Consider the following 26,066-nt stretch of genomic DNA (forward strand, 5'->3'; position numbering starts at 1 on the left):
TGGGAGTTGCCGCCGTGACCACACACGATGTCGTCAACCAGGTTCCCCCGATGGTCGGCCACGACACCGCCGACGATCCGGCGCTGCGCGACGGCGTGGACCGCGAGGGCGCCGGCTGGGCGCTGCCCGGGCTGCGCGAGCTGGGCCGGCTCGCCGGCGGCGAGGAGGCGGCCGAACACGGGCGGCTCGCCAACGAGCACCCGCCGGTGCTGCGCACCCACGACCGGTACGGCCACCGGATCGACGAGGTGGAGTTCCATCCGTCCTGGCACGAGCTGATGCGTACCGCTGTCGGGCACGGCCTGCACGCCGCGCCGTGGGCCGACGACCGGCCCGGCGCGCACGTCGCCCGCGCGGCCGGCTTCTACCTGTGGCGGCCCGACGCCGGGCACGGCTGCCCGATCTCGATGACCTACGCGGCGGTACCCGCGCTGCGGCACAGCCCGGACCTGGCCGCCCGCTTCGAGCCGCTGCTCACCACCCGCGAGTACGACTTCGGTCTGCGCCCGCCGCAGACCAAGCGCGGCCTGCTCGCCGGCATGTCGATGACCGAGAAGCAGGGCGGCTCGGACGTACGCGCCAACACCACCACCGCCCACCCCGAGCCGGACGGCAGCTACCGGCTCGTCGGGCACAAGTGGTTCACCTCCGCGCCCATGTGCGACCTGTTCCTCACGCTCGCCCAGGCGCCCGGCGGCCTCACCTGCTTCCTGGTCCCCCGCGTGCTGCCCGACGGCACCCGCAACCCGATGCGGCTCATGCGGCTCAAGGACAAGCTCGGCAACCGTTCCAACGCCTCCGCCGAGGTCGAGTACGAGCACGCGGTGGCGTGGCGCGTCGGCGACGAGGGCCGGGGCGTGCGCACCATCATCGACATGGTCAACCTGACCCGGCTCGACTGCGTGATCGGCGCGGCGGCCGGGATGCGCCACGGCGTGACCACCGCCGTGCACCACGCCACGCACCGGCGGGCGTTCGGCGCCTACCTGGCCGACCAGCCGTTGATGCGCAACGTGCTGGCCGACCTGGCGGTCGAGTCCGAAGCGGCCACCGTCCTGATGGTCCGGCTGGCGGGCGCGACCGACCGGTCGGCGCGCGGCGACGACGGCGAGACCGCGTTCAAGCGCCTCGCGCTCGCCGTCGGCAAGTACTGGGTGTGCAAGCGCTGGCCGGGACACGCCGCCGAGGCGCTGGAGTGCCTGGGCGGCAACGGCTACGTGGAGGAGTCCGGCATGCCGCGGCTGTTCCGCGAGTCGCCGCTGAACTCGATCTGGGAGGGCTCCGGCAACGTCGCCGCGCTGGACGTGCTGCGCGCGCTCACCCGGGAACCGCAGGTGCTCGCCGCGTACGAGGCGGAGGTGGCCGCCGCGGCCGGCGCGGACGCCCGGCTGGACGCCGCGGTGCGCCGGGTGCGCGACGAGCTGGCCGACCACAGCGACCTGGAGCTGCGTGCCCGGCGGGTGGTCGAGCGGCTGGCGCTGGTGCTGCAGGGCGCGCTGCTGGTGCGCCACGGCCACCCGGCGGTCGCCGACGCGTTCTGCGCGTCCCGGCTCGACGGCGACCACGGGCAGGCGTACGGGACGCTGCCGGGCGGGCTGGACCTGGCCGCGATCATCGACCGCGCCACCCCCAAGATCGGCTGAGGGGTGGTGATGCGGCTCGCCTCGATACACCTGTACCCGGTCAAGTCCCTCGGCGGCGTCGACGTCGAGCGGGCCGACGTCCAGCCGTGGGGCCTGCGTCACGACCGCCGCTGGCTGGTGCTGCGCCCCGACGGCGGCAAAGTGGGCTCGACCGCCCTGCCGGCGCTGCTCGGCCTGACCGCCGCGCCCGGCCCCGGATCGATCACGCTCACCGCCCGCGACGGGTCGACGCTGACAGTCGCCGAACCGGTCGACGGGCCGGCCGTCCCGACCGACGTGTCGCGGCTGGACACGGTCCGGCTCGCCGCCGACGAGGCCCACGACTGGCTGACCGCGCGGCTGGGCCGGCCGGTACGGCTGGCCTGGCTGGACGACCCGCGCCGCCGGCCGATGTCGACCGAACACGGCGGCCGGCCCGGTGATCCGCTCAACCTCTCCGACGCCGGGCCGCTGCTTGTCGCCACGGCGCCGTCGCTGCGGCGGCTGCGGGACTGGATCGTCGAGGGCGCCCTGGAACGCGGCGAGCCCGCGCCGGAGCCGCTGGCGATGGCCCGGTTCCGGCCGACTGTGGTGCTGGACGGGCCGTTCGCACCGTTCGCCGAGGACGGCTGGACGCGGGTGCGCATCGGCACCGTGGACTTCCGGTTCTCCGAACGCTGCGACCGCTGCTCGGTGACGCTCATCGACCCGGAGACGCTCGCCACCGGGAAGGAACCGATCCGCACGCTGTCCCGGCACCGGCGCCACGACGGGAAGACGTGGTTCGGCGTCCGCCTGGTGCCGCTGAGCACCGGCGAGATCCGGGTCGGCGACCCGGTCGCCGTCTCCTGATCCGGCGGCTCAGCGGCGACGCCACTCGTCGGCCAGGATCGCGTGGACGAGCTGGTCGGCCCAGCCGTCCCGGAACCGGTAGCTGCGCACGTGCCGGGCCTCCCGCCGCATCCCGAGCCGGGCCATCAGGCGCGCCGACGGCTCGTTGTCCGCGTGGCAGCGGGCCACCACCCGGTGCAGTCCGAACTCCCCGAACCCCCAGTCCAGCAGCGCTCCGGCCGCCTCCGTGGCCAGCCCGCGGCCGCCGTGGTCGGGGTGGAAGACGTACCCCAGCTCGGCGGTGCGGTCCGCCGCGCTGCGCCAGACCAGCTCGACCGCACCGATCACCCGCCCGTCGCGCACCACGGCGAGCGTCAGGCAGTCGCCCTCCGCGCGCAGCGCGTCCTCGCCGGCCATCGCGGTCACCGACGCGAGGGACTCCGCCCGGGTACGCGGCGCGGCGCCCGCCATCCAGCGGACCACGTCCGGGCGGCGCTGCCAGGCGTGCACGTCGTCGAGGTCGTCGAGGGTGACCGGGCGCAGCAGCAGCCGGGACGTGCGCACCGGGTACGCCGGGTGGGTCATCGGGCGATCGTAGGAGGAACCTAGTGTGGGCCGCATGGTCGTTTCCGCCGACGACGGCAACCCGCTCACCCGACTCACGCTCGACCAGCTCCGGCAGCGCACCAGCGTGAAGTGGCGGCTGTACCCGCCGGACGTGCTGCCGCTGTGGGTCGCCGAGCAGGACGTACCGCTGGCGCCGCCGGTGGCCGAGGCGCTGCGCCGGGCGGTCGAGCTGGGCGACACCGGCTACTCGTACGGCACCGCGTACGCCGAGGCGGTCGGCGGGTTCGCCGCGCAGCGGTGGGGCTGGGCCGACTTCCCGGTCGGCCGGGCCACGCTGGTGCCGGACGTGATGATGGGTACGGTCGAGGTGCTGCGCCTGGTCACCGGCCCGGGCGACGCGGTGGTGGTCACTCCCCCGGTCTACCCGCCGTTCTACGCGTTCGTCGCCAACGCCGGGCGGCGGGTGCTCGAGGCGCCGCTCGGCGCGGACCTGCGACTCGACCCGGCCGCGTTGGAGGAGGCGTTCCGGCGCGCCCGCGCGATCGGCGACCGGCCGGCGTTCCTGCTCTGCAACCCGCACAACCCGACCGGTGTGGTGCACCAGCCCGACGAGCTGGCGACCGTCGCCGAGCTGGCCGCCCGGCACGGCGTCCGGGTGGTGTCCGACGAGATCCACTCGCCGCTGGCGCTGCCCGGTGCGCGGTTCACCCCGTACCTGACGGTGCCGGGCGCCCGGAACGCGTTCGCGCTGCTGTCGGCGTCGAAGGCGTGGAACCTGGCCGGGCTCAAGGCGGCGCTGGCGGTCGCCGGGCCGGACGCGGCGGACGACCTGGCCCGGATGCCGGAGGAGGTCAGCCACGGCCCCAGCCACCTCGGGGTGCTCGCGCACACGGCCGCGTTCCGGGCCGGCGGGCCGTGGCTGGACCGGCTGCTCGACGGCCTGGACGCGAATCGGGCGCTGCTCGGGTCGCTGCTGGCCGAGCACCTGCCGGCGGTGTCGTGGCGGCCGCCGGAGGGCACGTACCTGGCCTGGCTGGACTGCCGCGACCTGGGCGTGCCCACCGAGGCGGGCGACGGACCGGGGGTGGCGAGCGAGCTGGCCGGGCCGGCGCGGATGTTCCTCGACCGGGCCCGGGTGGCGCTCAGCTCCGGGCACGTCTTCGGCTCCGGCGGCGCCGGGTTCGTGCGGCTCAACTTCGCCACCTCCCCCGCCGTGCTCACCGAGGCGGTCACCCGGATGGGCCGCGCCGTACCCGACTGACCGGCAGCCCACGGTCAGCTCGCGGCGACGCGTACCCCCTGGTTGTCGCCCTCGGACAGGAACGACGCCAGGGCGCTGCCCTCGGCGGTGACGGCCGCGCGCTCGGCGCGGTTGACCGCGCGCAGCGGCGTGACTACCACGACGGCCGCGTCGACCGTCCAGGTGGCGGCGACCCGGCCGTCGACGAGCACGAACCGGGCCCCCGCCACGGAGAGGGTGCGGTGGGCGTCGTCGATAATCCGGCTGCGGTCGTGGTAGCCGAGCACGGCGTTGTCGAAGGCGGGCAGGAACCGTACCGGCGCGGGCGTGTCCGGGTCGGGCCGGGGCGCGTCCGGCAGGTCCAGCAGGGTCCGGCCCCGCGCGTCCCGGAAGGCCACCAGCTCGTCGCGGACCGCCGCCACCGCCGCGGGCAGCCCGGCGAGGCCGCACCAGGCGCGCAGGTCCGCCGACGCGGCCGGCCCGAACGCGGCCAGGTAGCGCCGCACCAGCGCCCGCCCGGCCCGGTCGTCGCCGTCCGGCCCGGCCGGGTCGGCGTCGTGGCCCAGCCACCGGGCCAGAGCGACGGTACGGACGCCGGCCGTGGTCCGCCACAGTCCGCGCGGCGGCGCCTGCACGGCCGGGACCAGCGCGAGCACGATCTCGCCGAGCGCCCGCCGGTCGGTCGCCGGCCAGCGCGCGGCGAGCGCCGCCACGATCTCGGCGGTGGTGCGGGGCTCGCCGTCGGCCAGGACCTCCCGGGCCGCCGCGGCGAGTTCGTCGAGGTCGAACCCGTCGAACTCGCCGCGGTAGACGCCGAGCACCCGCTGCCGCAGCATCGCGTCGTGCCGGGACCGCCAGGCCAGCACGTCGCCGGCCGCGAGCAGGTGCACGGTGCGGCGCATCAGATGGGTACGCACCAGGCGGCGGCGCACCAGCAGGTCCGACAGGACCGCCGGGTCGAAGGCCCGCAGCCGCGACCACAGCCCGACGTACGGCTCCTGCGGCTCCTGGGCCTGCAACCCGCACAGGTGCGTCACCGCGTCGGTCACCGGCAGGTCGGCGCGGTCGAGCAGCAGTTGCCGGGCGAGCGTGGCCCGGTTCAGCGCACGCCGGTCGAGAACTGTCACGGCCGGCTCAGGTGGTGGTCTGGCCGTCGATGCTCTCGCGCAGGATGTCCGCGTGCCCGGCATGCTGGGTGGTCTCGGCGATGACGTGGATCAGCACCCGCCGGATGCTGCGCACCGAGCCCGGCTCGTTCCACGGCGCGTCCGGCACCGGCCAGGTCGCCGACAGGTCCTCGACGCCGGCCACGATCTCCTCGGTACGGGCGGCGACGCGGGCGTACCGGTCCAGAATGGCCGGCAGCGTGTCCTCGGGCAGCATCTGGAAGTCCCGTCCCCGCTCGATCGCCCACTGCGGCAGCTCGCGGGCCTGGCCGGACATGAAGTCCTCCCAGGTGACGCCCTCGGGCAGGGCGAAGGACATCGCCGACGGGCCTTCGACCACGAACCGCAGCCACGCCTCCTCGGTGGACGCGACGTGTTTGATCAGCCCGCCCAGGCAGAGCGCGCTGACCGTCGGCTTCTGCCCGGCCTGCTCGTCGGTCAGGCCACGCACCGTGTTGATCAGCATGTTCCGCGCGTCGGCCAGCTCGGCCAGCAGGTCGGCCCGCTCGGCGTCCAGGGTGGTGGGGGTCGTGGTGGTGGGGGTCGTCGTGGTGTCGGTCATCGTCATCGTTCCTTCCGGTCCTGATCGGGTACGGGTCCACCCTCGCAGGCGTAGCGGTCAGGAAGTGTCCTCTTCTCGCGGCAGAATGCGTGCCGTGCCGAAGACTTCCGCCCGGCTGCTCTCGCTGCTGTCCCTGTTGCAGGCGCGACGGGACTGGCCCGGGTCGCTGCTCGCCGAACGGCTGCGGGTCAGCCCGCGTACCGTGCGCCGCGACGTCGACCGGCTGCGTGAACTGGGCTATCCGATCGAGAGCGCCAAGGGCCCGGACGGCGGCTACCGGCTGGGCGCCGGCTCCGCGCTGCCGCCGCTGCTCTTCGACGACGAGCAGGCCGTCGCGCTCACCGTGGCGTTGCAGACCGCGGCCAGCGGCGTGACCGGCATCGAGGAGGCGGCCGCGCGGGCCCTGACCACGGTGCGGCAGGTGATGCCGCCGCGGCTGCGGCACCGGGTCGACGCGCTGCGGGTGGTCGACGTGCAACGCGCCGGTACGCCCGCCCGGCACCGGGTGGAACCGGCGTTGCTGATGACGTTGAGCGCCGCCGTCCACGCCCGCGAGGAGCTGCGCTTCGACTACGAGTCGGTATCCACCGCGCCGCCGGATCCGGACCGGCCGCCGCGCCGGGTGCAGCCGCACCACCTGGTCACCTGGGGCGGGCGCTGGTATCTCGTCGCCTGGGATCTCGACCGTGACGACTGGCGCACGTTCCGGGTCGACCGGATCAGCCCGCGTACGCCCACCGGCCCCCGGTTCAGGCCCCGTGAGCTGCCCGGCGGGGACGTGGCCGCGTACGTCGCCGGGCGGTTCAAGGGCGCCACCGGGCCGGGCGACTGGCCCTGCCGGGGCGAGGTGATCCTCGACCTGCCCGCCCGGGTGGTGTCCGGGTGGACCCGCGACGGAGTCGTCGAGGAGCTGGGCCCGGACCGCTGCCGCCTGGTGCTCGGCGCCTGGTCGTGGGCCGGGCTGGCCGCCGTGCTCGGCCGCTACGACGCCGACATCGAGGTGGTCGGGCCGCCGGAGCTGCGGGAGGCGTTCGCCCGCCTGGCCCGCCGCTACGCCGCTGCCGCTGCCGGGAGCCCGGACACGCCGGGCCCCCGGTAGCGCCCGCCGCCTGGTCGCGGCGGGCCGGCGCTCAGGCGGCGGAGCGGCGGTCGCCGGGGTCGGTCGTGTCGGCCAGGCCGGCGTACCGTCCCCTGTGGTAGAGCAACGGCGTGCCGACGTCGGCGTGCCGCAGCAGTTCCGGTTCGGCCAGCACGACGGCGTGGTCCCCGACGACCACCCGGTCCACCACCCGGCACAGCAGCCAGGCCAGTGTGTCGTCGAGGACCGGCACCCCTTCCGGGCCGGGCTGCCAGCGGGTCGGCCCGGCGAACCTGTCGATCCCGCTGGTGGCGAACGTCCGGGCCACCTCGTGCTGGCCGTGCCCGAGCAGGTGCACGCCGACGTGCCGGGCCCGGGACACCACCGGCCAGCTCGACGAGCCCAGGTCCAGGCAGAACGAGACGATCGGCGGTCGCAGCGACACCGCCGTGAACGAGGTGGCGGTGAACCCGGCCGCGGGCGGTCCGGCGGCGGTGACCACTGTGACGGTGCTGGCCTGGTGCCGCAGCAGCGTCCGCAGCGCCTCGACGTCGGCGTCGACCGGGGTGTCGGCGGGCTCGGTCACGGTGTTCCTCCAAGGTGTACGGGCGGGACCGGTCAGACCGTGAAGCCGTGGAACAGCACCGACGCCAGTCCGAGCGCCAGCACCAGGTTGAACACGGTGGCGGCGCCGAACACGGTCACCGGCCGCCAGCCGGCCTCGCGCAGCGACGACACACGGACCTCGAGGCCGATGCTGACGAACGCCAGGATGAGGAACCAGACGCGCAGGTCGGTGACGATCGCCATGGTGGCCTTGCCGTCCGACCCGGCCGCGTCGAGGTACCAGGTGGCGATCACCGAGGCGGCGACGAACCCGAGGACGAACTTCGGGAACCGGCGCCACAGCTCGCCGAGCCCGGGGCGCGGGGAGTCCGGGCGGCGTTCCACGCGCAGCGCGAAGTACGCGGTGAGGGCGACCGCTACCACGCCCATCAGCGCGTTCTGGGTGACCTTGACGATGCTGGCGATCTGCAGCGCGTCCTCACCGGCGAGCGCGCCGGCGGCGGTGACGGCGGCGGTAGTGTCGATGTTGCCGCCGATCCAGGCGCCGGCGACCGCGTCGGAGAGGCCGAGCACGTCGGCCAGCCAGGGCAGCAGGAAGATCGACGGCAGCGCGAACGCGATGACCAGGCTGGCCGTGTACGCGAGCTGTTCCCTTCGTGCCCGCACCGCGCCGGCGGCGGCGATGGCGGCGCTCACTCCGCAGATCGACACCGCCGAGGCGAGCAGCGCCCGCAGCTTCTCGTCCAGGCCGAACCGCCCGGCCAGCCACCAGGTGAACAGGAACACGCCGCTGATCAGCAGCAGCGCCTGGGCGATGGCGGGACCGGCGGCGCTCGCGATCACGGCGAGGTTGATCGAGGCGCCGAGCAGCACCAGACCGGTCTTGATGAAGAACTCGGTACGGAACGCGGCGGAGATCCGGTCCCGCAGGCCGGTCACGGTGACGACGAGGTTGCCGAGCAGACCGAGCAGGATCGCGTAGACCGGGTACTCGACCGCGCCGGCCACGTCCTCGATCGCGCTGCCCTCGGCCCAGAGCGGCACGTTCTGTTCCAGGTAGCGGGTGAGCGCGGCGAGACCGAGCACCACCAGCAGACCCAGGGCGGTCCAGGCCCAGAACGCGCCGGAGCGCAGGTCGGCCGGGGGCGGGACGTCCGACGGCGTACCGTCCGGCCGGTCCACCGAGGTCGCGACGGCTCGGGCGTCCTCGGTGGAGGCCACGGACGGCCCGGCGGTGCTGCGGACGGCGGGCTCCGGGGTGGCGGCCATCACGGCACCAGCCCGGCGGGGATGGCGCCGGCCAGCACCAGGAGCAGCAGCGCGAGGCCGAGGACGGTGGCGGCCCAGTCCTCGTTGAGGGCGAGCCGGGAGGTGCGTGCGGTGGGCGGTTCGGGTGGCGTGGGCGCGTTGCTCATGAGGGCTCCTACGGGTACGCGCGGGCGAAGGAGGGCAGCCGGAGGCGAGGGGTGACGGGGGATCATCGACCCCGGTAAGAGTTTCCTACTTAACTAGTAGGATTACAAGGTCTTACCGCGCTCCGGCTCACCGGCGGCACGATCGGCCACCACCACGGAGATGCCGTCGAGCACCCGCTGGAGACCGAACTCGAAGGCGTGATCCGGCCCGTACGCCGCGCCGTGCGCCATCCCGGCCGCGGTACCGACCCGCGCGGCGAGCGGGAAGCTGCCGGCGGTCATGAACTTCTCCAGCCAGGGCCCGTGCGTCTGCCACCACTGGTCGTCGGTCATCCCGGTCTCCCGTTCCAGCTCGACCACGTCCAGCGCGACCCGGGCCGCGTTCTTGGCGTGCCCCAGCACGAGCGTGAGCACCGCGTCCATCTCCACGTCGTCCAGCCCGATGTCCGCGACGGCGTGCAGTTCGTAGTCGTACTTGGCCAGCACGTTCGGGCCGAGCACCGGCCGGGTCGTCTCGGCGCGCAGCAGCCACGGGTGGGCCCGGTAGAGCGCGAGATTGTCCCGCGCGATGCGCTCCAGCCGGCCGCGCCAGCCACCCGGCACGTCGGACGGGCGCGGCAGGTCACCGAGGACGGTGTCCACCATGACGTCCAGGAGTTCCGCCTTGCCCGGCACGTACGTGTAGACGGACATGGTGCCGACGCCCAGCGCCTCACTGACCCGGCGCATGGTGAGCGCGTCGATGCCTTCGGCGTCGGCGATCTCGACGGCGGTGCGCACGATCCGGTCGACGCTCAGACCGGGACCGGCGCCACGGCTGGCCGGCTCCCGGGTACGCCAGAGAAGGGCCAGGCTGCGGGCGGGATCGGCCTTGCGCCGGCGCTCCTTCGACATGGTGCCGTCATCCTACCGGCCGCGCCGGCAGGCGGCCGTCGGCGGGACGCGAAAAAGGCGGCCCGAGAATTGTTCGGGCAAAAAGAATGGCGGGTTCTCCCGCCACTACCAACATATAGCGCACCCCCGGTCTTGCCGCAAGACCGGGGTGACGGCGCACAATTGCCGGCCGTAACCCATTGCCGAGCCATTCGAAAAGCCGCGAGGAGCGGAGGCTCGGCCGTGCCCGTGATCGGAGACGAGTTGAATCTGCCTGCCACGAGCGTTTTCGATCTTCCCGAGCGTCTGTCGGCCAAGGCCGACCCGAACCTGATCGCCGCCGACGAGCGGCACTTCGCGGCCATCGCGGACAGCCTGCGCCGCTCGATCGCCGAGTTGACCGACCGGCTCGACGAGACACGCCGGGCCGCGGGCGGCCGGGGCCGGCAGGCGGTCGACCGGGACCAGGAGGTGCGGCGGCTGAGCGCGCGCCTGCGTACGCTGCGCCGCTACGGCCTGGACCTGTGCCTGGGCCGGATGGTCGGCGCGGACGGCGGCGACCCGGTGTACGTGGGCCGGCTCGGCCTGACCGACGGCGCGGGCGGCCGGCTGCTGCTGGACTGGCGCTCCCCCGCCGCCGAGCCGTTCTTCGGCGCGACCCACGCCGACCCGATGGGCCTGGTCAGCCGCCGCCGGTACCGGTGGAGCCGAGGGCGGATCACCGACTACTGGGACGAGGTGTTCACCGCCGACGCTCTGGCCGGGCACGCCGCGCTCGACGACCAGTCGGCGTTCATCGCCAGCCTGGGCGCGACCCGGTCGGCGCGCATGCGTGACGTGCTGGGCACCATCCAGGCCGACCAGGACGCGATCATCCGGGCCGGTTCCCGAGGCGCGCTGGTGGTCGACGGCGGTCCCGGCACCGGCAAGACGGTGGTGGCGCTGCACCGCACCGCGTACCTGCTGCACGCCGACCCGCGCCTCGGCGAGCGCCGCGGCGGGGTCCTGGTGGTCGGGCCACACCAGCCGTACCTGAACTACGTCTCCGACGTGCTGCCCAGCCTGGGCGAGGAGGACGTGCAGATCTGCACCCTCGCCGACCTGGTGCCGGAGGGCGCGGCGGCGGCGCCGGAGACCGACCCGGCGGTGGCCCGGCTGAAGGCCTCGGCGGACGTCGTGCGAGCTGTCGACGCCGCGGTCCGGTTCTACGAGGAGCCGCCCACGACCACGATGACAGTCGGCGTCGGAGACGCCGAGCTGCGGCTCGCCCCCGAAGACTGGGCGACGGCCTTCGAGGCGGCCGGTCCGGGTGTTCCGCACAACGAGGCCCGTGACGACGTGTGGGAGGAACTGCTCACGATCCTGGTGGAGAAGTACCGGGGGGACGAGCCGGAGGAGGCGGTCCGCCGGGCGCTGGGGCGCGACCGGGAACTGGCCACCGCGTTCGGCCGGGCGTGGCCGCTGCTGGACCCGCTCGACGTGGTGGCCGACCTGTGGTCGGTGCCGGCCTACCTGCGCCGGTGCGCACCCTCGTTGAGCGTCGAGGAGATCCGTACGCTGCGGCGGGCCGACCCCCGGGCCTGGACGGTCGCCGACCTGCCGTGGCTGGACGCGGCCCGGCGGCGCGTCGGCGACCCGGAGGCGTCGCTGCGGCGGCGCCGCGACGAGGCGGTGCTGGCCGCGCAGCGCGTCGAGATGGACACGGTGGTCGACGCCCTGATCGCGTCGCACGCCTACGACGACGGCGAGGGTCTGATGACCATGCTGTACGGCGAGGACATGCGCACCAGCCTGGTCGACGAAAGCGCGCTGAGCGTGGCCGATCCGGACCTGCTGGCCGGGCCGTTCGCGCACGTCGTGGTGGACGAGGCGCAGGAGCTGACCGACGCGCAGTGGCAGATGCTGCTGGCGCGCTGCCCGTCGCGCAGCTTCACCGTGGTCGGTGACCGGGCGCAGGCGCGGCACGGGTTCACCGAGTCGTGGCCGCAGCGGCTCACCCGGGTCGGCCTCGACCGGGTCGAGGTGGCGACGCTGACCGTCAACTACCGCACCCCGGCGCAGGTGATGGCGGCGGCCGAGCCGGTGATCCGGGCCGTGCTCCCGGATGCCAACGTGCCCACGTCCATCCGCGACGGCGCCCCGGTGCGGTACGGCGCCCGCGCCGAGCTGCGCGCGGTGGTGGACGGCTGGCTCACCGCCCACGGTGAGGGCGTCGCGTGCGTCATCGGCGATCCCGGGTTCCCGGCGACGGACCGGGTCCGGTCCCTGAGCCCCGTACTGGCCAAGGGGCTGGAGTTCGACCTGGTGGTGCTGGTCGACCCGGAGTCGTTCGGCGACGGGATCGCCGGCGCGGTGGACCGGTACGTCGCGATGACCCGGGCCACCGGCCAGTTGGTCGTGCTCACCGGTCCGTGACCGGCGCCCCGGGGGCGGCCGCGCGCCGCCCCCGGGGCCCCGGCTCAGCGGCTCAGCGCCCGGTAGCGGCGCAGCGACAGCGGCAGGAACACCGCGACCAGCGCCAGCGGCCAGAGCACCGCCAGCAGCGGGTGATGCGCCGCCACCCACCAGTCGCCGCCCCAGCCGGGGTTGCCGAACAGCTCCCGGGTGGCGCCGACCGTGGCGGACAGCGGATTCCACTCGGCGACCGCGCCCAGCCACGCGGGCATCGTGGACGGCGCCACGAACGCGCTGGACAGGAAGCCGAGCGGGAACTCCAGCGTCTGCACGGCGGTGACCGCGCTCTGCCCCTTCACCGTCAGGCCGAGGAAAATGCCCACCCAGACCAGCGCGAACCGCAGCAGCAGGATCAGCCCGAACGCGGCGAGCGTGTCGCCCAGGTCGCCGCGCGCCCGCCAGCCGACGGCCAGGCCGACGAGCAGCATGACGGCGAGCGTCACCACCGCGAACATCAGGTCGGCCACAGCGCGGCCGAGCAGCGGCGCCAGCCGCGACACCGGCATGGACCGCAGCCGGTCGGTGACGCCCCGGTCCAGGTCCGCCGAGACCGCCATGGTGGTCATGCTGATGCCGAAGACCATGGTCATGGCGAACATGCCGGGCATCAGGAACTCCCGGTAGCTGCCGCCGCCCGGCACCTGGAGCGCGCCGCCGAACAGGTACGCGAACATCAGCACCATCAGGATGTCGAAGCCCAGCGAGCCGATCAGCGGCCCGGGCTCGCGCCGCCAGTGCGCCAGCGCACGCCCGGTGAGCGTCAGGCCGTCACCGGCCAGGGACGGACGCCGGGCCGGGTTCACCGTCGCGGTCACGCGGTCACCTCCACGCCGGTACGGGCGGCGGCCGACGCGCCGGTGAGCTGGAGAAACACCTCGTCCAGAGTGGGCCGGCGCAGCGCCACGTCGGCCACGACCACGCCGTCGGCGTCCAGCGCGCGCAGCACCTCGGTCAGCGCGCCGGCCCGGTCGCCGACCTGGGCGCTGACCGCCCGCCGGTCCGGATCGAGCACCGGTTCGGCCACGGCGACCGCGCGCAGCCGGGCGGCGGCGGTGGCCAGGTCGGCGGCGTCGCGGACGACCAGGTCGATCCGGTCGCCGCCGAGGCGGGACTTGAGCGCGTCGGGGGTGCCCTCGGCGATCACCCGCCCGGCGTCGAGCACGCAGACGCGGTCGGCCAGCTGGTCGGCCTCGTCCAGGTACTGCGTGGTCAGCAACACCGTGGTGCCGGCGCGTACCAGGTCGCGGACCGCCTCCCACACCTCGTTGCGCCCGCGCGGGTCCAGCGCCGTGGTCGGCTCGTCGAGGAACAGCACCGACGGCGCGAGGATCATGCCGGCGGCCAGGTCGAGGCGGCGGCGCATGCCACCGGAGTACGTGCGTACCGGCCGGTCGGCGGCGGCGGCGAGCCCGAACCGGTCGAGCAGTTCGGTGGCCCGCCGTCGCGCAGCGGCCCGGTCCAGGTGGAACAGGCGGCCGAAGATGACCAGGTTCTCCCGGCCGCTCAGCGCCTCGTCCACCGCCGGGTGCTGGCCGACCAGGCCGATGCGGTGGCGCACTCGGTCGGCCTGACCCGCCACGTCGAAGCCGGCCACCTCGGCCCGCCCGGCGTCGAAGCGCAGCAGCGTGGCCAGGATGCGCACGGCTGTGGTCTTGCCCGCCCCGTTCGGGCCGAGCAGCCCGCACACGGTGCCCGGCCGCACCCGCAGGTCGAAGCCGTCCAGCGCCACGTTGTCCCCGTACCGCTTGCGCAGGCCCTCCGCGAGGATCGCGTGTTCCACGTCTGTCCCCCTCCGTTGACGACGGCCACTAACGTACAACGTACGGTAGGGCGTCCGCCAACGGTTCAGTCGACCACGCGGTGCTCCCACGCCCAGACCGCGATCTCGGTACGGTTGCGCAGGCCGAGCTTGGTCTGCACCGCGGAGACGTGGCTCTTGACGGTGCTCAGCGAGATGAACAGCTCGGCGCCGATCTCCAGGTTGGTGCGGCCCCGGGCGATCTCGCGCACCACCTCGACCTCCCGCTCGGACAACGCCGGGCGGCGGTCGTCGCGGGGTGGTGCGGGCGGGGTCAGGTGCCGCAGCAGCCGGACCGTCACCGACGGGGACACCAGCGCGTCGCCCTGGTGCGCCGCCCGGACCGCCTCCACCAGCAGCGCCGGTCCGGCGTCCTTGAGCAGGAACCCGGCCGCTCCCCCGCGCAACGCGCCGTAGACGTACTCGTCCAGGTCGAAGGTGGTGACCACGACGACCCGCAGCGGGTCGGCCACCTCGGGCCCGGCGAGCGCCCGGGTCACTTGGAGCCCGTCGAGCCGCGGCATCCGAATGTCCACCAGGCAGACATCGGGACGCAGCCGGCGGGCCTGGGCGACCGCGTCGACGCCGTCGGACGCCTCGGCCACCACTGTGATGTCGGGCTGGTCCTCCAGGATGAGCCGCAGCCCGCCGCGCACCATCGCCTGGTCGTCGGCGAGCAGCACCCGGATCGCCATCACTGCCGCCCGCACGGCACGGAGGCCCGCACCGACCACCCGGCGCCGGGGCGCGGTCCGGCGTGCAGCGTGCCGCCGAGGGCCTCGACGCGCTCCCGCAGGCCGATCAGTCCGTATCCGCCCCGGGACTCGGCGGGCGCGCCGGACGCGTCGTCGGTCACCTCGACAACCACCGCGTCCGGCTCCCGCACCACGTCCACAGTGACCTGCCCGGCGTGCGGGGCGTGACGGGCCACGTTGGTCAGCGCCTCCCGGACGATCCGGTGCACGGTGCTGGTGACCTCCGGCGGCCAGGCCGTCTCCCCCGGTAGCCGCAGCCGCACCGGCGGGCCCTGCCGGCGGAACCGCTCGACCAGCTCCTCGATCTGCTCGGTACCGGCCGAGGCCGGGGGCGCGTCGGCGGTGTCGCGCAGCACCCCGACCAGGCGGCGCATGGCCCGCAGCGCCTCGCCGCCGGCCGCCTCGATCCCGGCCAGCGACGCCGTGGCGCGCGCCGGATCACGCCGCCCGACCAGGTGGGCGGCCTGCGCCTGCACCACGATGCCGGTGACGTGGTGGGCCACCACGTCGTGTAGTTCCCGGGCCAACTCCAGGCGCTCGTCGCGGCGTACCCGCTCGGCCGTGGCCCGGGCCCGCTCGTCGAGCAGCCGCAGCGTGAGCCCGGTGGCGGCGCCGCCGAGCCAGCACAGGGCGTTGAGCGCGACCACCCCGGAACCGCCCGCGCCCGGCCGGGCCGCCGCCCACGCCCCGGCCGCCACCGCGAGGCCACCGGCGGCGATCAGTCCGGCGGGCAGCGGCGGCAACGCGCGTACCGCCGATCCGACCAGGACCGCCGACGCCAGCGCCAGCGCGGGCCCCGGCTCGGTCGGCAGGTCGGCCAGCCGGGCGGCGGCGACCACCGACGCGGTGACGACGAGGCCGGCGGTGGCGGTGACGACGCGCTGCCTGTCGCGTACCAGAGCGAGCGCGCCGACCACGACGGCGGCAGCGCCGCCGGCGAGCCAGTACCGCAGGCCCCAGCTCGCGGCGATCGCCACCGCCTGGACGCCGATCGCGGCGAGCAGCACCACGGCGAGCCCCGCCGTCGCCGCCACCCGGGTGAGCCGTTCGGTAGCCATGCCCAGCACGCTAGGAGATCGCGGGCCGCCGCGAACCGGCCGAAAGTAGGGGCCGTCCGCGCGCCGGACCCCGCTCCGGACCGATGCCCGCCGGCCCCGGAGTGCCCAGGATGAGCCGCATGCATCCACCACTCGCCCTGCACGCCGAGCGGCTGACCAAACGGTACGGCCGCCGCACCGCGCTTGCCGACTGCGACCTGAGCGTTCCGCGCGGGCACGTGGTCGGCCTGGTCGGCCCCAACGGCGCCGGCAAGTCCACGCTGCTGCAACTGGCCTGTGGGCTGATCGCACCGACCTCGGGTTCGCTGACGGTACTCGGCTCGCCGCCGGCCGCCGACGCGGCGCACCTGGCCCGGGTCGGTTTCGTCGCCCAGGACACGCCGGTCTACCCGTCCCTGACCGTGGCCGAGCACCTGCGGATGGGCGCGTGGCTCAACCCGTCCTGGGACGCGGCGCTGGCCCGGCGGCGGATCGACGAGGTCGGCCTGGACCCGGCGCAGAAGGCGGGCCGGCTCTCCGGCGGCCAGCGCGCGCAACTGGCCCTCGCGTTGGCCGCCGCGAAGCGTCCCGAGCTGCTGATCCTCGACGAGCCGGCCGCCGCGCTGGACCCCCTCGCGCGCCGCGAGTTCATGCACGGGCTGGCCGGTTTCGTGCGGGAACTCGGCGCCGGGGCGGTGCTCTCCTCGCACCTGCTCGGCGACGTGGCGCAGGTCTGCGACCACCTGGTCGTGCTCTGCGCCGCCCGGGTCCAGGTGGCCGGCCCGGTCCCGGACCTGCTCGCCACGCACCATCGGACCGCCGCCGCGCCCGCCGGGGCCGAGGTGGTCTGGGCCGAGCCCGGCCGCGTCGTGGTCCGGGGCCCGGCGGTACGCGACGGCGCGCCGGTCACGCTGGAGGAGCTGGTCCTGGCGTACCTGTCCCGGGCCGCCGCCCGCCCGGCGGTGACCGGGTGATCTGGCTGACGCTGCGGCAGTTCCGCCTCCCGGCGCTCGTCGGCGCCGTCCTGCTGGTGCTGGCCGCCGCCTACCTGCTGCGGCTCGGCGCGGACATCCGGGCCGTACCGGATCCGGCCCGGCTGCCCGGCCGGTACGGGCAGACGATGCTGTTCCTCGCCGGTGGGTTCGCGCTGGTGCCCGCGCTGATAGGCGCGTTCTGGGGCGCGCCGCTGGTGGCCCGGGAACTGGAGCAGGGCACACACCGGCTGGTGTGGAACCAGAGCGTGCCGCGCCGCCGCTGGCTGGCGGTCAAGCTCGCGGTGCTCTCGGTCGCCGCCGCGCTCGTCGCCGGGGTGCTCGGCGCGCTGCTGACCTGGGCTGCCGCGCCCGTCGACCGGGTCGCGGGCGATCGGTTCAGCACCGTGCTGTTCGGCGCGCGCGGCGTCGCGCCGGTCGGGTACGCCGTGTTCGGCCTCGTCCTCGGCGTGGTGGCCGGGCTGGTGCTGCGCCGCACCCTGCCGGCCATGGCGGTGGTGTTCCTGGCCGTGGTCGCGGTGCAGCTCGCCGTGCCGAACCTGCTGCGCCCGCACTACCTGCCGCCGGAGCGGGTCACCGTGCCGATGACCGCGGAGGCGGTCAACCGGGCCCGCAACCTGGGCAGCATCACCGGCTCACCGGTCGTGGGCGGACTGGACGTACCGGGCGCGTGGGTCACCGACATCAGCCCGCTGCGTACCGCCGACGGGCGGCAGCTCTCCGACGCCGCGTTCGGCACCTGTTTCCGCGACCCGCCGCGCACCGGCGCCACCGGCACGTTCGGCGACACCGCGGTCTGTCTCGGCGCACTCGACCTACACGTGGACCTGGCCTACCAGCCGAACCGCCGGTTCTGGGCGTTCCAGTGGATCGAGCTGGCGCTCCACCTCGGCGCGGCCGGTCTGCTGGCGGCGCTCGGCCTGTGGCACGTACGGAGACGGGCCGGCTGAGCGGACGGGGGCGGACGGTCCGGGCGCGGGGCGCGCCCGGACCGCCGTACCTAACGCTTCAGCAGCGCGCGCAGCGCCTCGCTGATCTCGGCCGGCGCCTCCTCGGCCATGAAGTGCCCGGCCGTCGTGGTGCGGTGCTCCAGGTCCGGTGCCCACGCCCGCCACACCGCCGCCGCGTCGTAGCCGAGCGCGGCGCCCCAGTCCTGCTGGATGACGGTGACCGGCATGGTCAGCCGCCGGCCGGCGTCCCGGTCCGCCCGGTCGTGCGCCACGTCGATCCCGGCCGACGCCCGGTAGTCGGCGACGATCGAGTCGACCGCCTCCCGGGAGGCCCGCAGGTACTCGGCGCGCACCTCGGCCGGCATGGCCGCCGGGTCACCGGCCCAGGCGTCCAGGAAGTGCCCGAAGAACGCGTCGGCGCTGCCCGCGATCATCGTCTCGGGCAGGCCGGGCGGCTGGGCCATCAGGTAGAGGTGGAACGCCACCGACGCCGACGTGCCGTGCAGCACGTCCCACATGTCGAGGGTGGGCAGCACGTCCAGCGACGCCAGGTGAGTGACCGCGTCCGGGTGGTCCAGGCCGGCCCGGACCGCGACCAGGGCGCCCCGGTCGTGCCCGGCGAGCGCGAACCGCTCGTGTCCGAGCGCGCGGGCCACCGCGACCACGTCGGCGGCCATGGTCCGCTTGCTGTACGTGTCCTCGGTGTCCGCGGCCGGCTTGTCGCTGGCGCCGTAGCCGCGCAGGTCGGGGCAGATCACCGTGTGCTCCCCCGCCAGGTCGGCGGCGACGTGCCGCCACATCAGATGGGTCTGCGGGAAGCCGTGCAGCAGCACGACCGGGCTGCCGCTGCCGCCCACCGCCACGTTCAGCGCCACACCCTCGGCGACCGGAACGCGCTGGTAGTCGAATCCCGCGATGGCGGTGCTCATCTCGATCTCCTCTTTCGTCTCGTCGTACCTGACCAGCGTGGCGGCGCCCGATGAGCAACCGATGAGCGCGATACGGTGACCACCGGGTCGAGGAGGGGTCGGTGCCTGTCGGTTTCGGTGTGCTGGGTCCGGTCACGGCCTGGGACGACGCGGGCGAGCCGGTCGACCTGAAGGGGCCCCGGCATCGGGCCGTGCTGGCCCGGCTGGTCGCCGCCCGGGGCCGCACCGTGCCGGTCGGGCAGATCGTCGACGACCTGTGGGACGACCCGCCGGCCGGCGCGGTGGGCGCGGTCCGCACGTTCGTCGCGGCGCTGCGCCGCCGCCTGGAACCGCGCCGTCCGCCCCGCGAGCCGGCCCGGCTGCTGGTCACCGACGGACCGGGGTACGCGCTGCGCGCCGACCCGGACACCGTCGACGCCTGGCGGTTCGAGGACACCGTCGCCGCCGTCGCCGACGCGCTGCCCCGCGCGGCGCTCGACCGGCTCGACGAGGCGCTGGGCTGGTGGCGAGGGCCCGCGTACGCCGACTTCGACAGCCAGTGGGCGCACGCCGAGCGGTCCCGGCTCGACCAGATCCGGCTCACCGCCGTCGAGCGGCGGGCCGAGGCGCTGCTGGCGCTGGACCGGGCCGCCGACGCCGTACCGGACCTCGACGCCCACGTCGCGGCGCACCCGTGGCGGGAGGACGGGTGGGCGCTGCTGGCGTCGGCGCTCTACCGGGCCGGGCGGCAGGCCGACGCGCTCGCCGTGCTGCGCCGGGCCCGGGACCTGCTGCGCGACCAGCTCGGCCTGGACCCCGGACCGCGCCTACGGCGGTTGGAGACCGACCTGCTGCGCCAGGCCGAACCCGAACCGACCGGCCCAGCGCGGGTCTGGGCGGAGACCGCCGCGGCGTACGAGCGCAGTGTGGTGCCCGGAGCGCGGGCCCGGCTGGAGTCGACAGTCGGCCTGTTGCGCAGCCTCGCGGTGACCGGGCCGGGCGGACTGGAGGCCGCCCGGGACCAGCGCGAGGCGGCCATCACCGCGGCCGAGCAGCTGGGCGACCCGGAGTTCACCGCGCGGGTGATCGGCGGGTACGACGTACCCGCGATCTGGACCCGCTCGGACGACCCGGCGCAGGCGGCCCGGGTCGTCGCGGCGGCGCAGCGGGCGCTCGATGGCCTGGGCCCTGATGCGCCGGAAACCACCCGCGCCCGGCTGCTGGCCACCGTCGCGATCGAGTCGCGCGGCACGCCGTCGCCAGGCCCGGCGCAGGCGGCGCGGGAGGCAGAGGCGATCGCCCGGCGGGTGGCCGACCCGGCGCTGCTGGCCCAGGCGCTCAACGGCGTGTACATGCAGACGTTCCACCGCGCCGGGCTGGCCGTCGAGCGGGACGGGATCGGCGCCGAACTGGTCGCGCTCGCGGCCCGCCACGGCCTGCCCACAGTGGAGATCCTCGGGCACCTGATCCGGGTGCAGGCTCGCGGCGCGCTCGCCGACTTCAGCGCCGCGGACGCGCACGCCGAGGCGGCGGACCGGCTCGCCGCGCGGCACGAAAGCCCCCTGGTGGGCGTGTTCACCGACGGCTACCGGGCCATGCGGACCGCCGCCACCGGCGCCGCGTACCCGGACGCGGAGGCGACGTACCTGTCGTGGGCGACCGGGCTGGCCGGCTGCGGCATGCCCGGCGTGGAACGCGGGCTGCTGCCGCTGGCGCTGCTCTGCCTGCGGATATGGCACGACCGGCCCGCCGTCTTCCCCGCCGGCACGGACTGGGGCCCGTACGCGCCGTGGGCCCGCCCGCTGGTCCTGCTCGCCGACGGCCGCCGCGACGAAGCCGCGAGAGCGTTGCGCCGCACCCCGGCGCCGCCGCGTGACCTGCTGCTCGAGGCGCTGTGGTGCCTCACCGCACGGGCCGCCGTGACGCTAGACGACCGGGACGCGATGGTCCGGGCGCGGAACGCGCTCGCCCCGGCGGCGGGCGAACTGGCCGGGGCGGGCAGCGGCCTGCTCACTGTCGGGCCGGTCGCCGCGCATCTGGACCGGCTCCACGCCGCACTCGGGGTGACCGGCGGTCAGGACCGTCCATGAGGGCCGCTCGGACGGAACGCGCCCTCGGCTAGGGTGCGGCGATGGACGAGCTGAGGCACCTGCTCCGGCGCGCCGCCGACCACGCGGCCGACTACCGGCTGTCGCTGCCGGACCGGCCGGTCGGCGTACCCGTCGACCAGGCCGCGCTGACCACGGCGTTCGCCGACCCGCTGCCGGACGCGCCCACCCCACCCGGGCAGGTGCTCGCCGAGCTGGTGGCCGCCGCCGAACCCGGCCTGGTGGCCACCGCCGGGCCGCGCTACTTCGGCTTCGTCGTCGGCGGCGCCTCCCCCGCCGCCACCGCCGCGGACATGCTGGCCGTCGGCTGGGACCAGCTCGCGTTCAACGCGATCACCTCCCCCGCCGCCGTGGCCGCCGAGACGGCAGCCGGCACCTGGCTCAAGGACCTGCTGGGCATCCCGGCGACCGCATCAGTCGGCTTCGTCACCGGCGCGCAGGCCGCGAACACCGCCGGGCTCGCCGCCGCCCGCCACCAGGTGCTCGCCGATGCCGGCTGGGACGTGGAACGACGCGGCCTGCCCGGCGCACCGGCGGTACGCGTGTTCGCCGGCGCCGAACGGCACGCCACCATCGACAGGTCGCTGCGCCTGCTCGGCCTCGGCACCGACGCGCTGCGCCCGGTGCCGACCGGCCCGCAGGGCGCCATCGACCCGCACGCCCTCGCCGCGGCGCTGCGCGACGCCGGTCCCGGCCCGACCATCGTGTGCCTGCAGGCGGGCAACGTGAACACCGGCGCGTGCGACGACCTGCGCCGCGCCTGCGACCTGGCCCACCGCTACGGCGGCTGGGCGCACGTGGACGGCGCCTTCGGACTGTGGGCCGCCGCCAGCCCTACCACCCGGCACCTGGTCGACGGGCTGGAGGCGGCCGACTCGTGGGCCTGCGACGGCCATAAGTGGCTGAACCTGCCGTACGACACCGCGTTCGCGTTCTGCGCCCGGCCCGACGCGCACGCGGCGGCCATGTCACTCGCGGCCGCGTACCTCGTGGGTTCCGGTGGGGTGCCCGCGGGCGCCGACCTGACCGCGGAGTCCTCCCGGCGCGCCCGTGGCTTCGCGGTCTGGGCCGGCCTGCGGGAGCTGGGCCGCGACGGCGTCGCCACGCTCGTCGAGCGGTGCTGCACGCTGGCCCGGCGATTCGCCGACGGACTCGCGGCGGCCGGGTTCGAGGTGGTGAACGACGTGGTGCTCAACCAGGTGCTGGTCGGGTTCGGCGACGACGCGCGCACCGACCGGGTGGTGGCCGCGGCGCAGGCCGACGGGACGTGCTGGGTGGGCGGGACGACGTGGCGGGGACGGCGGCTGATGCGGATCTCGGTGTCGAACGCGACCACGACGGAGGCGGACGTGGACCGGTCGGTGGCGGCCCTCATCCGGGTGGCCCACCGGGACGGCCGCGACGTGGTTCACTGAGGACCGTGACGTGGCGGCGGGCGGCTTCCACGGCGGCCGTGCTGGTCCTGGCCGTCGCGGCCGTCGGCGGGTGGCGCTGGTGGCACCAGCACCCGCCGTACGGGCCGGAGGCGCTGCATCTGCGCTCGTCGCTGGAGTTCGTCAGCTACGACCAGGCGCAGGCGGCGCTGGGAGCGGCGTACCAGTCACCGGTGGCCTACGACGGTGACCAGTTGGTGCTGGGCCGCGTGTCGTGGCAGAAGCCGCCGGCACCGCTCGCGGGCGGATACTTCGCGCTGTTCCTCGTCGACAAGCGCAGCGACCTGAAGCCGTCGGTGTTCGCGGTGAGCGCGCCGCAGGACAGCGTCGGCATCGGCGGCGCCGGTGTGGAGAACAGAATCTCCGACCGCTACCCCTGGCTGCGCGGTGCGGGCGACATCCGGGTCAGCGAGCACGAGTGGCTCAGCGTCGGCAGCCGGCTGGGGATACACGACGCGGGCGCCTCACCTCTGACGTTCGTCGCCCTGTTTCCCCACCGGGACAGGACGAAGCGGACGCCGATCGCCACCGCGCCCGTGACGCTGCCGGACCTGCTGCTGGCACTCGTCCACATGGGACCGGACGGCCAGGTCTACTGGGCGCAGCGGTTGCAGGGCTGAACCGCTGCACCCAGACCGGGCATACACGCAGCGCAATCGGTTGGTAGCGTGACGCTCACCGCTGTCCCCTGGGGAGGGTCGTGATGTGGGCGGACGAGGCCGCGCTGGACGCGGCGGCACGCCGGCTCGACGAGTGGGAGTCGTCGATGGCCGACCAGGCGGCACGGGCCCGCGACCTGTCCGCCCGCACGCAGGCGCTGACCGGCGCCGCGCGCAGCGCCGACGGTCTGGTCGAGGTCACCGTCGACTCGTCCGGGCTGCTCGCCGACCTGCGGCTGGACGAACGCGTCCGGCAGCACTCCGCCGCACACACCGCCCGGCAGATTCTCGCCGTCACCCGGGACGCCCGCGCCGACCTGCTGCGACGGCTCACCGAGGCCACCACCGCGGTACTCGGCGCGGACGACCCGGCCGGACAGGCGATCGTCGAGTCCCACCAGCGGCGGCTCGGCGCCGACCCGGGCACGCCGGATGCCGCCCGGTGACGGCCTCCAGGTCGACCCGGACGACCTGACCGCGCACGCCGCCCACCTCACCCGCCTCTCCGACAGCATCGACACCGCCCGGCAGGCCGGCCAGCACGTCAGGCTGGGCGCCGACGCGTACGGGCAGCTCTGCGCGATCATGCCGGTCCTGCTCGACGGCCTCCAACGGACGCTGACAGACGGCATCGGCACCGCCGCCACGTCGGTCCGCGACACCGCCGAGAAGGTGCGCGTCAGTGCCGAGCGCTACCGCGCCTCCGACGCGCACGCCGCCAACCTGCTCGACCGGCTACGGCAGCGGCGGTGACCACGAACCCACTGGTCGCCACTGCGGCGGACTCCGGTCCGACTCCCTGGGCCGGCGTGTGGATCTGCGAGGACATCGAACTCATCGCCCAGGGCGTCCGCACCGGCAGCTGGATCGACGGCAGCCTCGGCGTCGTCAGCGCCGGCCTCGACGCGCTCGCCCTGGTCTCCGACCCGGTCGGCGCCCTCCTCCAGTACGGCATCGCCTGGCTCATCGAGCACGTCAAGCCGCTCAGCGAGGCCCTCGACTGGCTGGCCGGCGACCCCGCCGAGATCACCACGCACGCGCAGACCTGGCGCAACGTCGCCGCGTCGCTGCGCGAGGACGCCGCTGAGCTGGCCCACGCCGTCCGCACCGAGGTCATCGGCTGGACCGGCGCCGCCGCCACCGGCTACCGCCGCTGGGCGAGCGAACAGCAGCAGGCCATCACCGGGCTGGCGCAGGGCGCCGAGGCGATGGCCGCGATCACCGAAGGCGCGGCCGGCCTTGTCGCGGCAGTGCGGCTGCTGGTCCGCGACGCCATCGCCGCCTGCGTGTCCCGCCTGATCGTGTACGCGGCCGAACTGGTCGCCACGGCGGGATTGGCGACGCCGCTGGTGGTGGATCAGGTGACGACGACAGTGGCCTCGTGGGCGGCGCGGATCGGGCGGTTGTTGCGGGGATTGCTGGCGAGTCTGCGGCGGCTGATGCCGGAGATGCGGCGGCTCGGCGACCTGATCGGAAAGCTGAAGGAGGCACTGAGCCGCCTTCTGGGTCGTCGCTCGCCTGAGGCTCCGGGTGGCGGATCCGCCAAACCGGACGGCCCGCGTGGGTCGAGGCCCGCTGACTTCGATCCGGGCCGACACCACGGCCCACTCGGCGACGAGTTCCGCCCGGGGGTGCACGATCCGCGCGCGCTGTTCGAGGAGAAGGAGCGGGCGATCGCGGACCGTCTCGCAGGCGAAGGTGAGATGGTCCATCCGAGGGAACGAATTGACGACGTTCACAAAATGAAGAATCCCGATGCGATGGTGCGGACTGGCCCGGAGGATCCCGGCGTGATCACCGAGTTCAAGACACTGGTCGGGTCAGGCAGCAGTAGCGTACGGCGGAATATCCTTGAGGCGGGTGAACAGGCAGGATCCGACGGGGTTGCGGTTCTCGACGGTCGTAACGTCGGTTTGACCGAGGAGGATGCGCGACGAGGCTTCGGCCGGGCGGCCGGACAGGCCCGTGTTCATGACCAGCAGATGCCGGCGACGGTACGCATCATTCTCGGCGACGGCCGCATCATCGATCTTCCCTAGGAGCCGGGCGGCGCATGTCCACCTTCGAGCACATATTCATCCACACCGACCTGGCCCCCGAGGGCGTGGCGGCAGAACTCGCCGGTCGCATGCGCGTGGAGTTCAGCCGAGACGACAAGGGCAGGGTTTACCTCAGTCGACCGGCCTCGGACGGACGGCCCGGCGTCGTCGGCGGCGAGTTGTCCGTCAACCGTTACAGCTACCCGCTCGACGAGCCGGAGGAAGAGTCCGTCATCGACGGGTACAGCGTCGTGTGGGACGTCGGATACAGCCGACGGGACGGCGAGGCGCAGCGCGACGAGGCGCAACGGTTGTTCACCGAGTTGACAGCGGTGAGCTCTTGGCCGGCGCTTCTCCTGCACGGCCTCGACCTGCTTGTGGCGGCCTGGGACCCCCGGTCGGGTTACCGGGACTTCCCGCCCGGCACCACGCCCGACTTCGTGCACCGGGCGCTCTGGGAGAAGCACCGCCGGCCGTCGGCGGGCTGATCGGGCGGGTGGTGCGGCATCGTGGTCACAGCCCGCCGGATCGATTCGCCCGCAGAGGCATCTCAGGCGTCTTCGACGCAGGGCGGGCACCATCTGCTGGCACATCTTCGAGAACTCGTCGCCGCGACTCACAGATTGCCGGTGGAGTAACGCTTGGCGCGACCGGGGCGACTTCCAGGAACGCATGCTCTTCGCGAGTTAGCCGGGAGCCGACCAGTCAGACCGGAGGAGTAGCTGGTGGCTTCATTCGACGAGTGGCTGGACGCGTACGAGGTCGTCTATCGCATGCTGCCGACCGAGTCCGACCACCAGTGCCCGAACTGCGGTCACCGGACCCTGCGCATGGTGTTCACCACGCCCCCCGGCGCCGGTCACGGCTACGTCTCGTTCTGGTGCGACACCTGCCTGGAGGGCATCCACGTCTCGCGAGCTCCGGTTCCCGCCGGAGTGACGGCCCTGTCCACTGCCGCACCGATCGAGGAACGCACCAGAGGTATCCCCAACTACCGCCTGGTGACGTAGCT

27 protein-coding genes are annotated in these 26,066 nt (G+C 74.7%); 15 read left to right on the forward strand and 12 right to left on the reverse strand.

The window, feature by feature from the left end:
• Positions 1–14 precede the first annotated feature (14 nt).
• Both O7607_RS27320 and O7607_RS27325 read left to right on the forward strand, forming a co-directional pair.
• On the forward strand, positions 15–1,643 hold the full coding sequence (locus O7607_RS27320) for an acyl-CoA dehydrogenase family protein (RefSeq protein WP_269706286.1): 1,629 nt from the start codon (positions 15–17) through the stop codon (positions 1,641–1,643).
• A gap of 9 nt (positions 1,644–1,652) precedes the next feature.
• Positions 1,653–2,474 carry an MOSC domain-containing protein gene (locus tag O7607_RS27325; RefSeq protein ID WP_269706288.1) on the forward strand — a complete coding sequence of 274 codons (822 nt, stop codon included), beginning with the start codon at positions 1,653–1,655 and terminating at the stop codon, positions 2,472–2,474.
• A gap of 9 nt (positions 2,475–2,483) precedes the next feature.
• Here the strand turns inward: O7607_RS27325 and O7607_RS27330 are convergent, their stop codons facing one another.
• The gene (locus tag O7607_RS27330; protein WP_269706289.1) at positions 2,484–3,038 is read right to left on the reverse strand and encodes a GNAT family N-acetyltransferase; all 555 of its coding nucleotides are present in this window, start codon (positions 3,036–3,038) and stop codon (positions 2,484–2,486) included.
• Positions 3,039–3,072: 34 nt separating this feature from the next.
• Here O7607_RS27330 and O7607_RS27335 point away from each other — a divergent pair, with 34 nt between their 5' ends.
• The gene (locus O7607_RS27335) at positions 3,073–4,281 is read left to right on the forward strand and encodes a MalY/PatB family protein (RefSeq protein ID WP_269706291.1); all 1,209 of its coding nucleotides are present in this window, start codon (positions 3,073–3,075) and stop codon (positions 4,279–4,281) included.
• Between the two features lie 14 nt (positions 4,282–4,295).
• Here the strand turns inward: O7607_RS27335 and O7607_RS27340 are convergent, their stop codons facing one another.
• On the reverse strand, positions 4,296–5,387 hold the full coding sequence (locus O7607_RS27340; protein WP_269706292.1) for a winged helix DNA-binding domain-containing protein: 1,092 nt from the start codon (positions 5,385–5,387) through the stop codon (positions 4,296–4,298).
• Positions 5,388–5,394: 7 nt separating this feature from the next.
• The gene (locus O7607_RS27345) at positions 5,395–5,988 is read right to left on the reverse strand and encodes a DinB family protein (RefSeq protein WP_269706294.1); all 594 of its coding nucleotides are present in this window, start codon (positions 5,986–5,988) and stop codon (positions 5,395–5,397) included.
• Between the two features lie 85 nt (positions 5,989–6,073).
• On the opposite strand from O7607_RS27345, the gene O7607_RS27350 reads away from it, so the two are divergent.
• The gene (locus O7607_RS27350) at positions 6,074–7,087 is read left to right on the forward strand and encodes a helix-turn-helix transcriptional regulator (RefSeq protein ID WP_269706296.1); all 1,014 of its coding nucleotides are present in this window, start codon (positions 6,074–6,076) and stop codon (positions 7,085–7,087) included.
• A gap of 31 nt (positions 7,088–7,118) precedes the next feature.
• On the opposite strand, the gene O7607_RS27355 is transcribed toward O7607_RS27350, so the two are convergent.
• The 4 genes from O7607_RS27355 to O7607_RS27370 form a co-directional block, all read right to left on the reverse strand.
• The gene (locus O7607_RS27355; protein WP_269706298.1) at positions 7,119–7,652 is read right to left on the reverse strand and encodes a flavin reductase family protein; all 534 of its coding nucleotides are present in this window, start codon (positions 7,650–7,652) and stop codon (positions 7,119–7,121) included.
• Positions 7,653–7,684: 32 nt separating this feature from the next.
• Positions 7,685–8,902: a YeiH family protein gene (locus O7607_RS27360; RefSeq protein WP_269706299.1), complete on the reverse strand. Its 1,218-nt coding sequence runs from the start codon at positions 8,900–8,902 to the stop codon at positions 7,685–7,687.
• Positions 8,902–9,048 (reverse strand): hypothetical protein, encoded by a 147-nt coding sequence (locus O7607_RS27365; protein ID WP_269706300.1) that lies wholly within the window; start codon positions 9,046–9,048, stop codon positions 8,902–8,904. The genes O7607_RS27360 and O7607_RS27365 overlap by 1 nt, the downstream gene beginning before the upstream one ends.
• A 102-nt stretch (positions 9,049–9,150) precedes the next feature.
• Complete coding sequence (locus O7607_RS27370) at positions 9,151–9,942, reverse strand: TetR/AcrR family transcriptional regulator (protein WP_269706301.1); 792 nt, start codon at positions 9,940–9,942, stop codon at positions 9,151–9,153.
• Between the two features lie 222 nt (positions 9,943–10,164).
• Between O7607_RS27370 and helR the strand changes: the two genes are divergently transcribed.
• The gene (gene helR, locus O7607_RS27375) at positions 10,165–12,336 is read left to right on the forward strand and encodes an RNA polymerase recycling motor ATPase HelR (protein WP_269706303.1); all 2,172 of its coding nucleotides are present in this window, start codon (positions 10,165–10,167) and stop codon (positions 12,334–12,336) included.
• A 44-nt stretch (positions 12,337–12,380) separates the two neighbouring features.
• Here helR and O7607_RS27380 read toward each other — a convergent pair whose 3' ends face one another.
• The 4 genes from O7607_RS27380 to O7607_RS27395 all read right to left on the reverse strand — a co-directional run bounded on the left by O7607_RS27380 (position 12,381) and on the right by O7607_RS27395 (position 15,986).
• Positions 12,381–13,190: an ABC transporter permease gene (locus O7607_RS27380; RefSeq protein ID WP_269706304.1), complete on the reverse strand. Its 810-nt coding sequence runs from the start codon at positions 13,188–13,190 to the stop codon at positions 12,381–12,383.
• Positions 13,187–14,155: an ATP-binding cassette domain-containing protein gene (locus O7607_RS27385; protein ID WP_269706306.1), complete on the reverse strand. Its 969-nt coding sequence runs from the start codon at positions 14,153–14,155 to the stop codon at positions 13,187–13,189. The genes O7607_RS27380 and O7607_RS27385 overlap by 4 nt, the downstream gene beginning before the upstream one ends.
• 65 nt (positions 14,156–14,220) lie before the next feature.
• Entirely contained in the window at positions 14,221–14,868 is a 648-nt protein-coding gene (locus O7607_RS27390; RefSeq protein WP_269706308.1) for a response regulator, read from the reverse strand.
• Entirely contained in the window at positions 14,868–15,986 is a 1,119-nt protein-coding gene (locus tag O7607_RS27395) for a sensor histidine kinase (RefSeq protein WP_269706310.1), read from the reverse strand. Before O7607_RS27395 ends, O7607_RS27390 begins: the two co-directional genes overlap by 1 nt.
• A 119-nt stretch (positions 15,987–16,105) precedes the next feature.
• Between O7607_RS27395 and O7607_RS27400 the strand changes: the two genes are divergently transcribed.
• Together O7607_RS27400 and O7607_RS27405 are read left to right on the forward strand one after the other, a co-directional pair.
• Complete coding sequence (locus tag O7607_RS27400; protein ID WP_269706312.1) at positions 16,106–16,939, forward strand: ABC transporter ATP-binding protein; 834 nt, start codon at positions 16,106–16,108, stop codon at positions 16,937–16,939.
• Positions 16,936–17,907: an ABC transporter permease subunit gene (locus tag O7607_RS27405; protein WP_269706314.1), complete on the forward strand. Its 972-nt coding sequence runs from the start codon at positions 16,936–16,938 to the stop codon at positions 17,905–17,907. Before O7607_RS27400 ends, O7607_RS27405 begins: the two co-directional genes overlap by 4 nt.
• Before the next feature lie 50 nt (positions 17,908–17,957).
• Here the strand turns inward: O7607_RS27405 and O7607_RS27410 are convergent, their stop codons facing one another.
• Positions 17,958–18,836 (reverse strand): alpha/beta fold hydrolase, encoded by an 879-nt coding sequence (locus O7607_RS27410; protein ID WP_269706315.1) that lies wholly within the window; start codon positions 18,834–18,836, stop codon positions 17,958–17,960.
• Between the two features lie 101 nt (positions 18,837–18,937).
• On the opposite strand from O7607_RS27410, the gene O7607_RS27415 reads away from it, so the two are divergent.
• The 8 genes from O7607_RS27415 (at position 18,938) to O7607_RS27450 (ending at position 26,064) form a co-directional block, all read left to right on the forward strand.
• Positions 18,938–20,905 carry a BTAD domain-containing putative transcriptional regulator gene (locus O7607_RS27415; protein ID WP_269706317.1) on the forward strand — a complete coding sequence of 656 codons (1,968 nt, stop codon included), beginning with the start codon at positions 18,938–18,940 and terminating at the stop codon, positions 20,903–20,905.
• Between the two features lie 41 nt (positions 20,906–20,946).
• The gene (locus O7607_RS27420) at positions 20,947–22,338 is read left to right on the forward strand and encodes a pyridoxal phosphate-dependent decarboxylase family protein (protein ID WP_269706319.1); all 1,392 of its coding nucleotides are present in this window, start codon (positions 20,947–20,949) and stop codon (positions 22,336–22,338) included.
• Between the two features lie 5 nt (positions 22,339–22,343).
• Positions 22,344–22,976: a hypothetical protein gene (locus O7607_RS27425; protein ID WP_269706321.1), complete on the forward strand. Its 633-nt coding sequence runs from the start codon at positions 22,344–22,346 to the stop codon at positions 22,974–22,976.
• Between the two features lie 83 nt (positions 22,977–23,059).
• Positions 23,060–23,461 carry a YbaB/EbfC family nucleoid-associated protein gene (locus tag O7607_RS27430; RefSeq protein WP_269706322.1) on the forward strand — a complete coding sequence of 134 codons (402 nt, stop codon included), beginning with the start codon at positions 23,060–23,062 and terminating at the stop codon, positions 23,459–23,461.
• Positions 23,448–23,768 (forward strand): type VII secretion target, encoded by a 321-nt coding sequence (locus tag O7607_RS27435; protein WP_269706325.1) that lies wholly within the window; start codon positions 23,448–23,450, stop codon positions 23,766–23,768. The genes O7607_RS27430 and O7607_RS27435 overlap by 14 nt, the downstream gene beginning before the upstream one ends.
• The gene (locus tag O7607_RS27440; RefSeq protein ID WP_269706327.1) at positions 23,765–25,054 is read left to right on the forward strand and encodes a WXG100 family type VII secretion target; all 1,290 of its coding nucleotides are present in this window, start codon (positions 23,765–23,767) and stop codon (positions 25,052–25,054) included. Before O7607_RS27435 ends, O7607_RS27440 begins: the two co-directional genes overlap by 4 nt.
• Before the next feature lie 14 nt (positions 25,055–25,068).
• On the forward strand, positions 25,069–25,542 hold the full coding sequence (locus O7607_RS27445; protein WP_269706329.1) for a hypothetical protein: 474 nt from the start codon (positions 25,069–25,071) through the stop codon (positions 25,540–25,542).
• Positions 25,543–25,779: 237 nt separating this feature from the next.
• A complete protein-coding gene (locus O7607_RS27450) occupies positions 25,780–26,064 on the forward strand; it encodes a hypothetical protein (RefSeq protein ID WP_269706331.1) in 285 nt (94 codons plus the stop codon).
• Positions 26,065–26,066 lie beyond the last annotated feature (2 nt).

This window comes from Micromonospora sp. WMMA1949 (assembly GCF_027460145.1).
In the GTDB taxonomy this organism is placed as follows: Bacteria; Actinomycetota; Actinomycetes; order Mycobacteriales; family Micromonosporaceae; genus Micromonospora.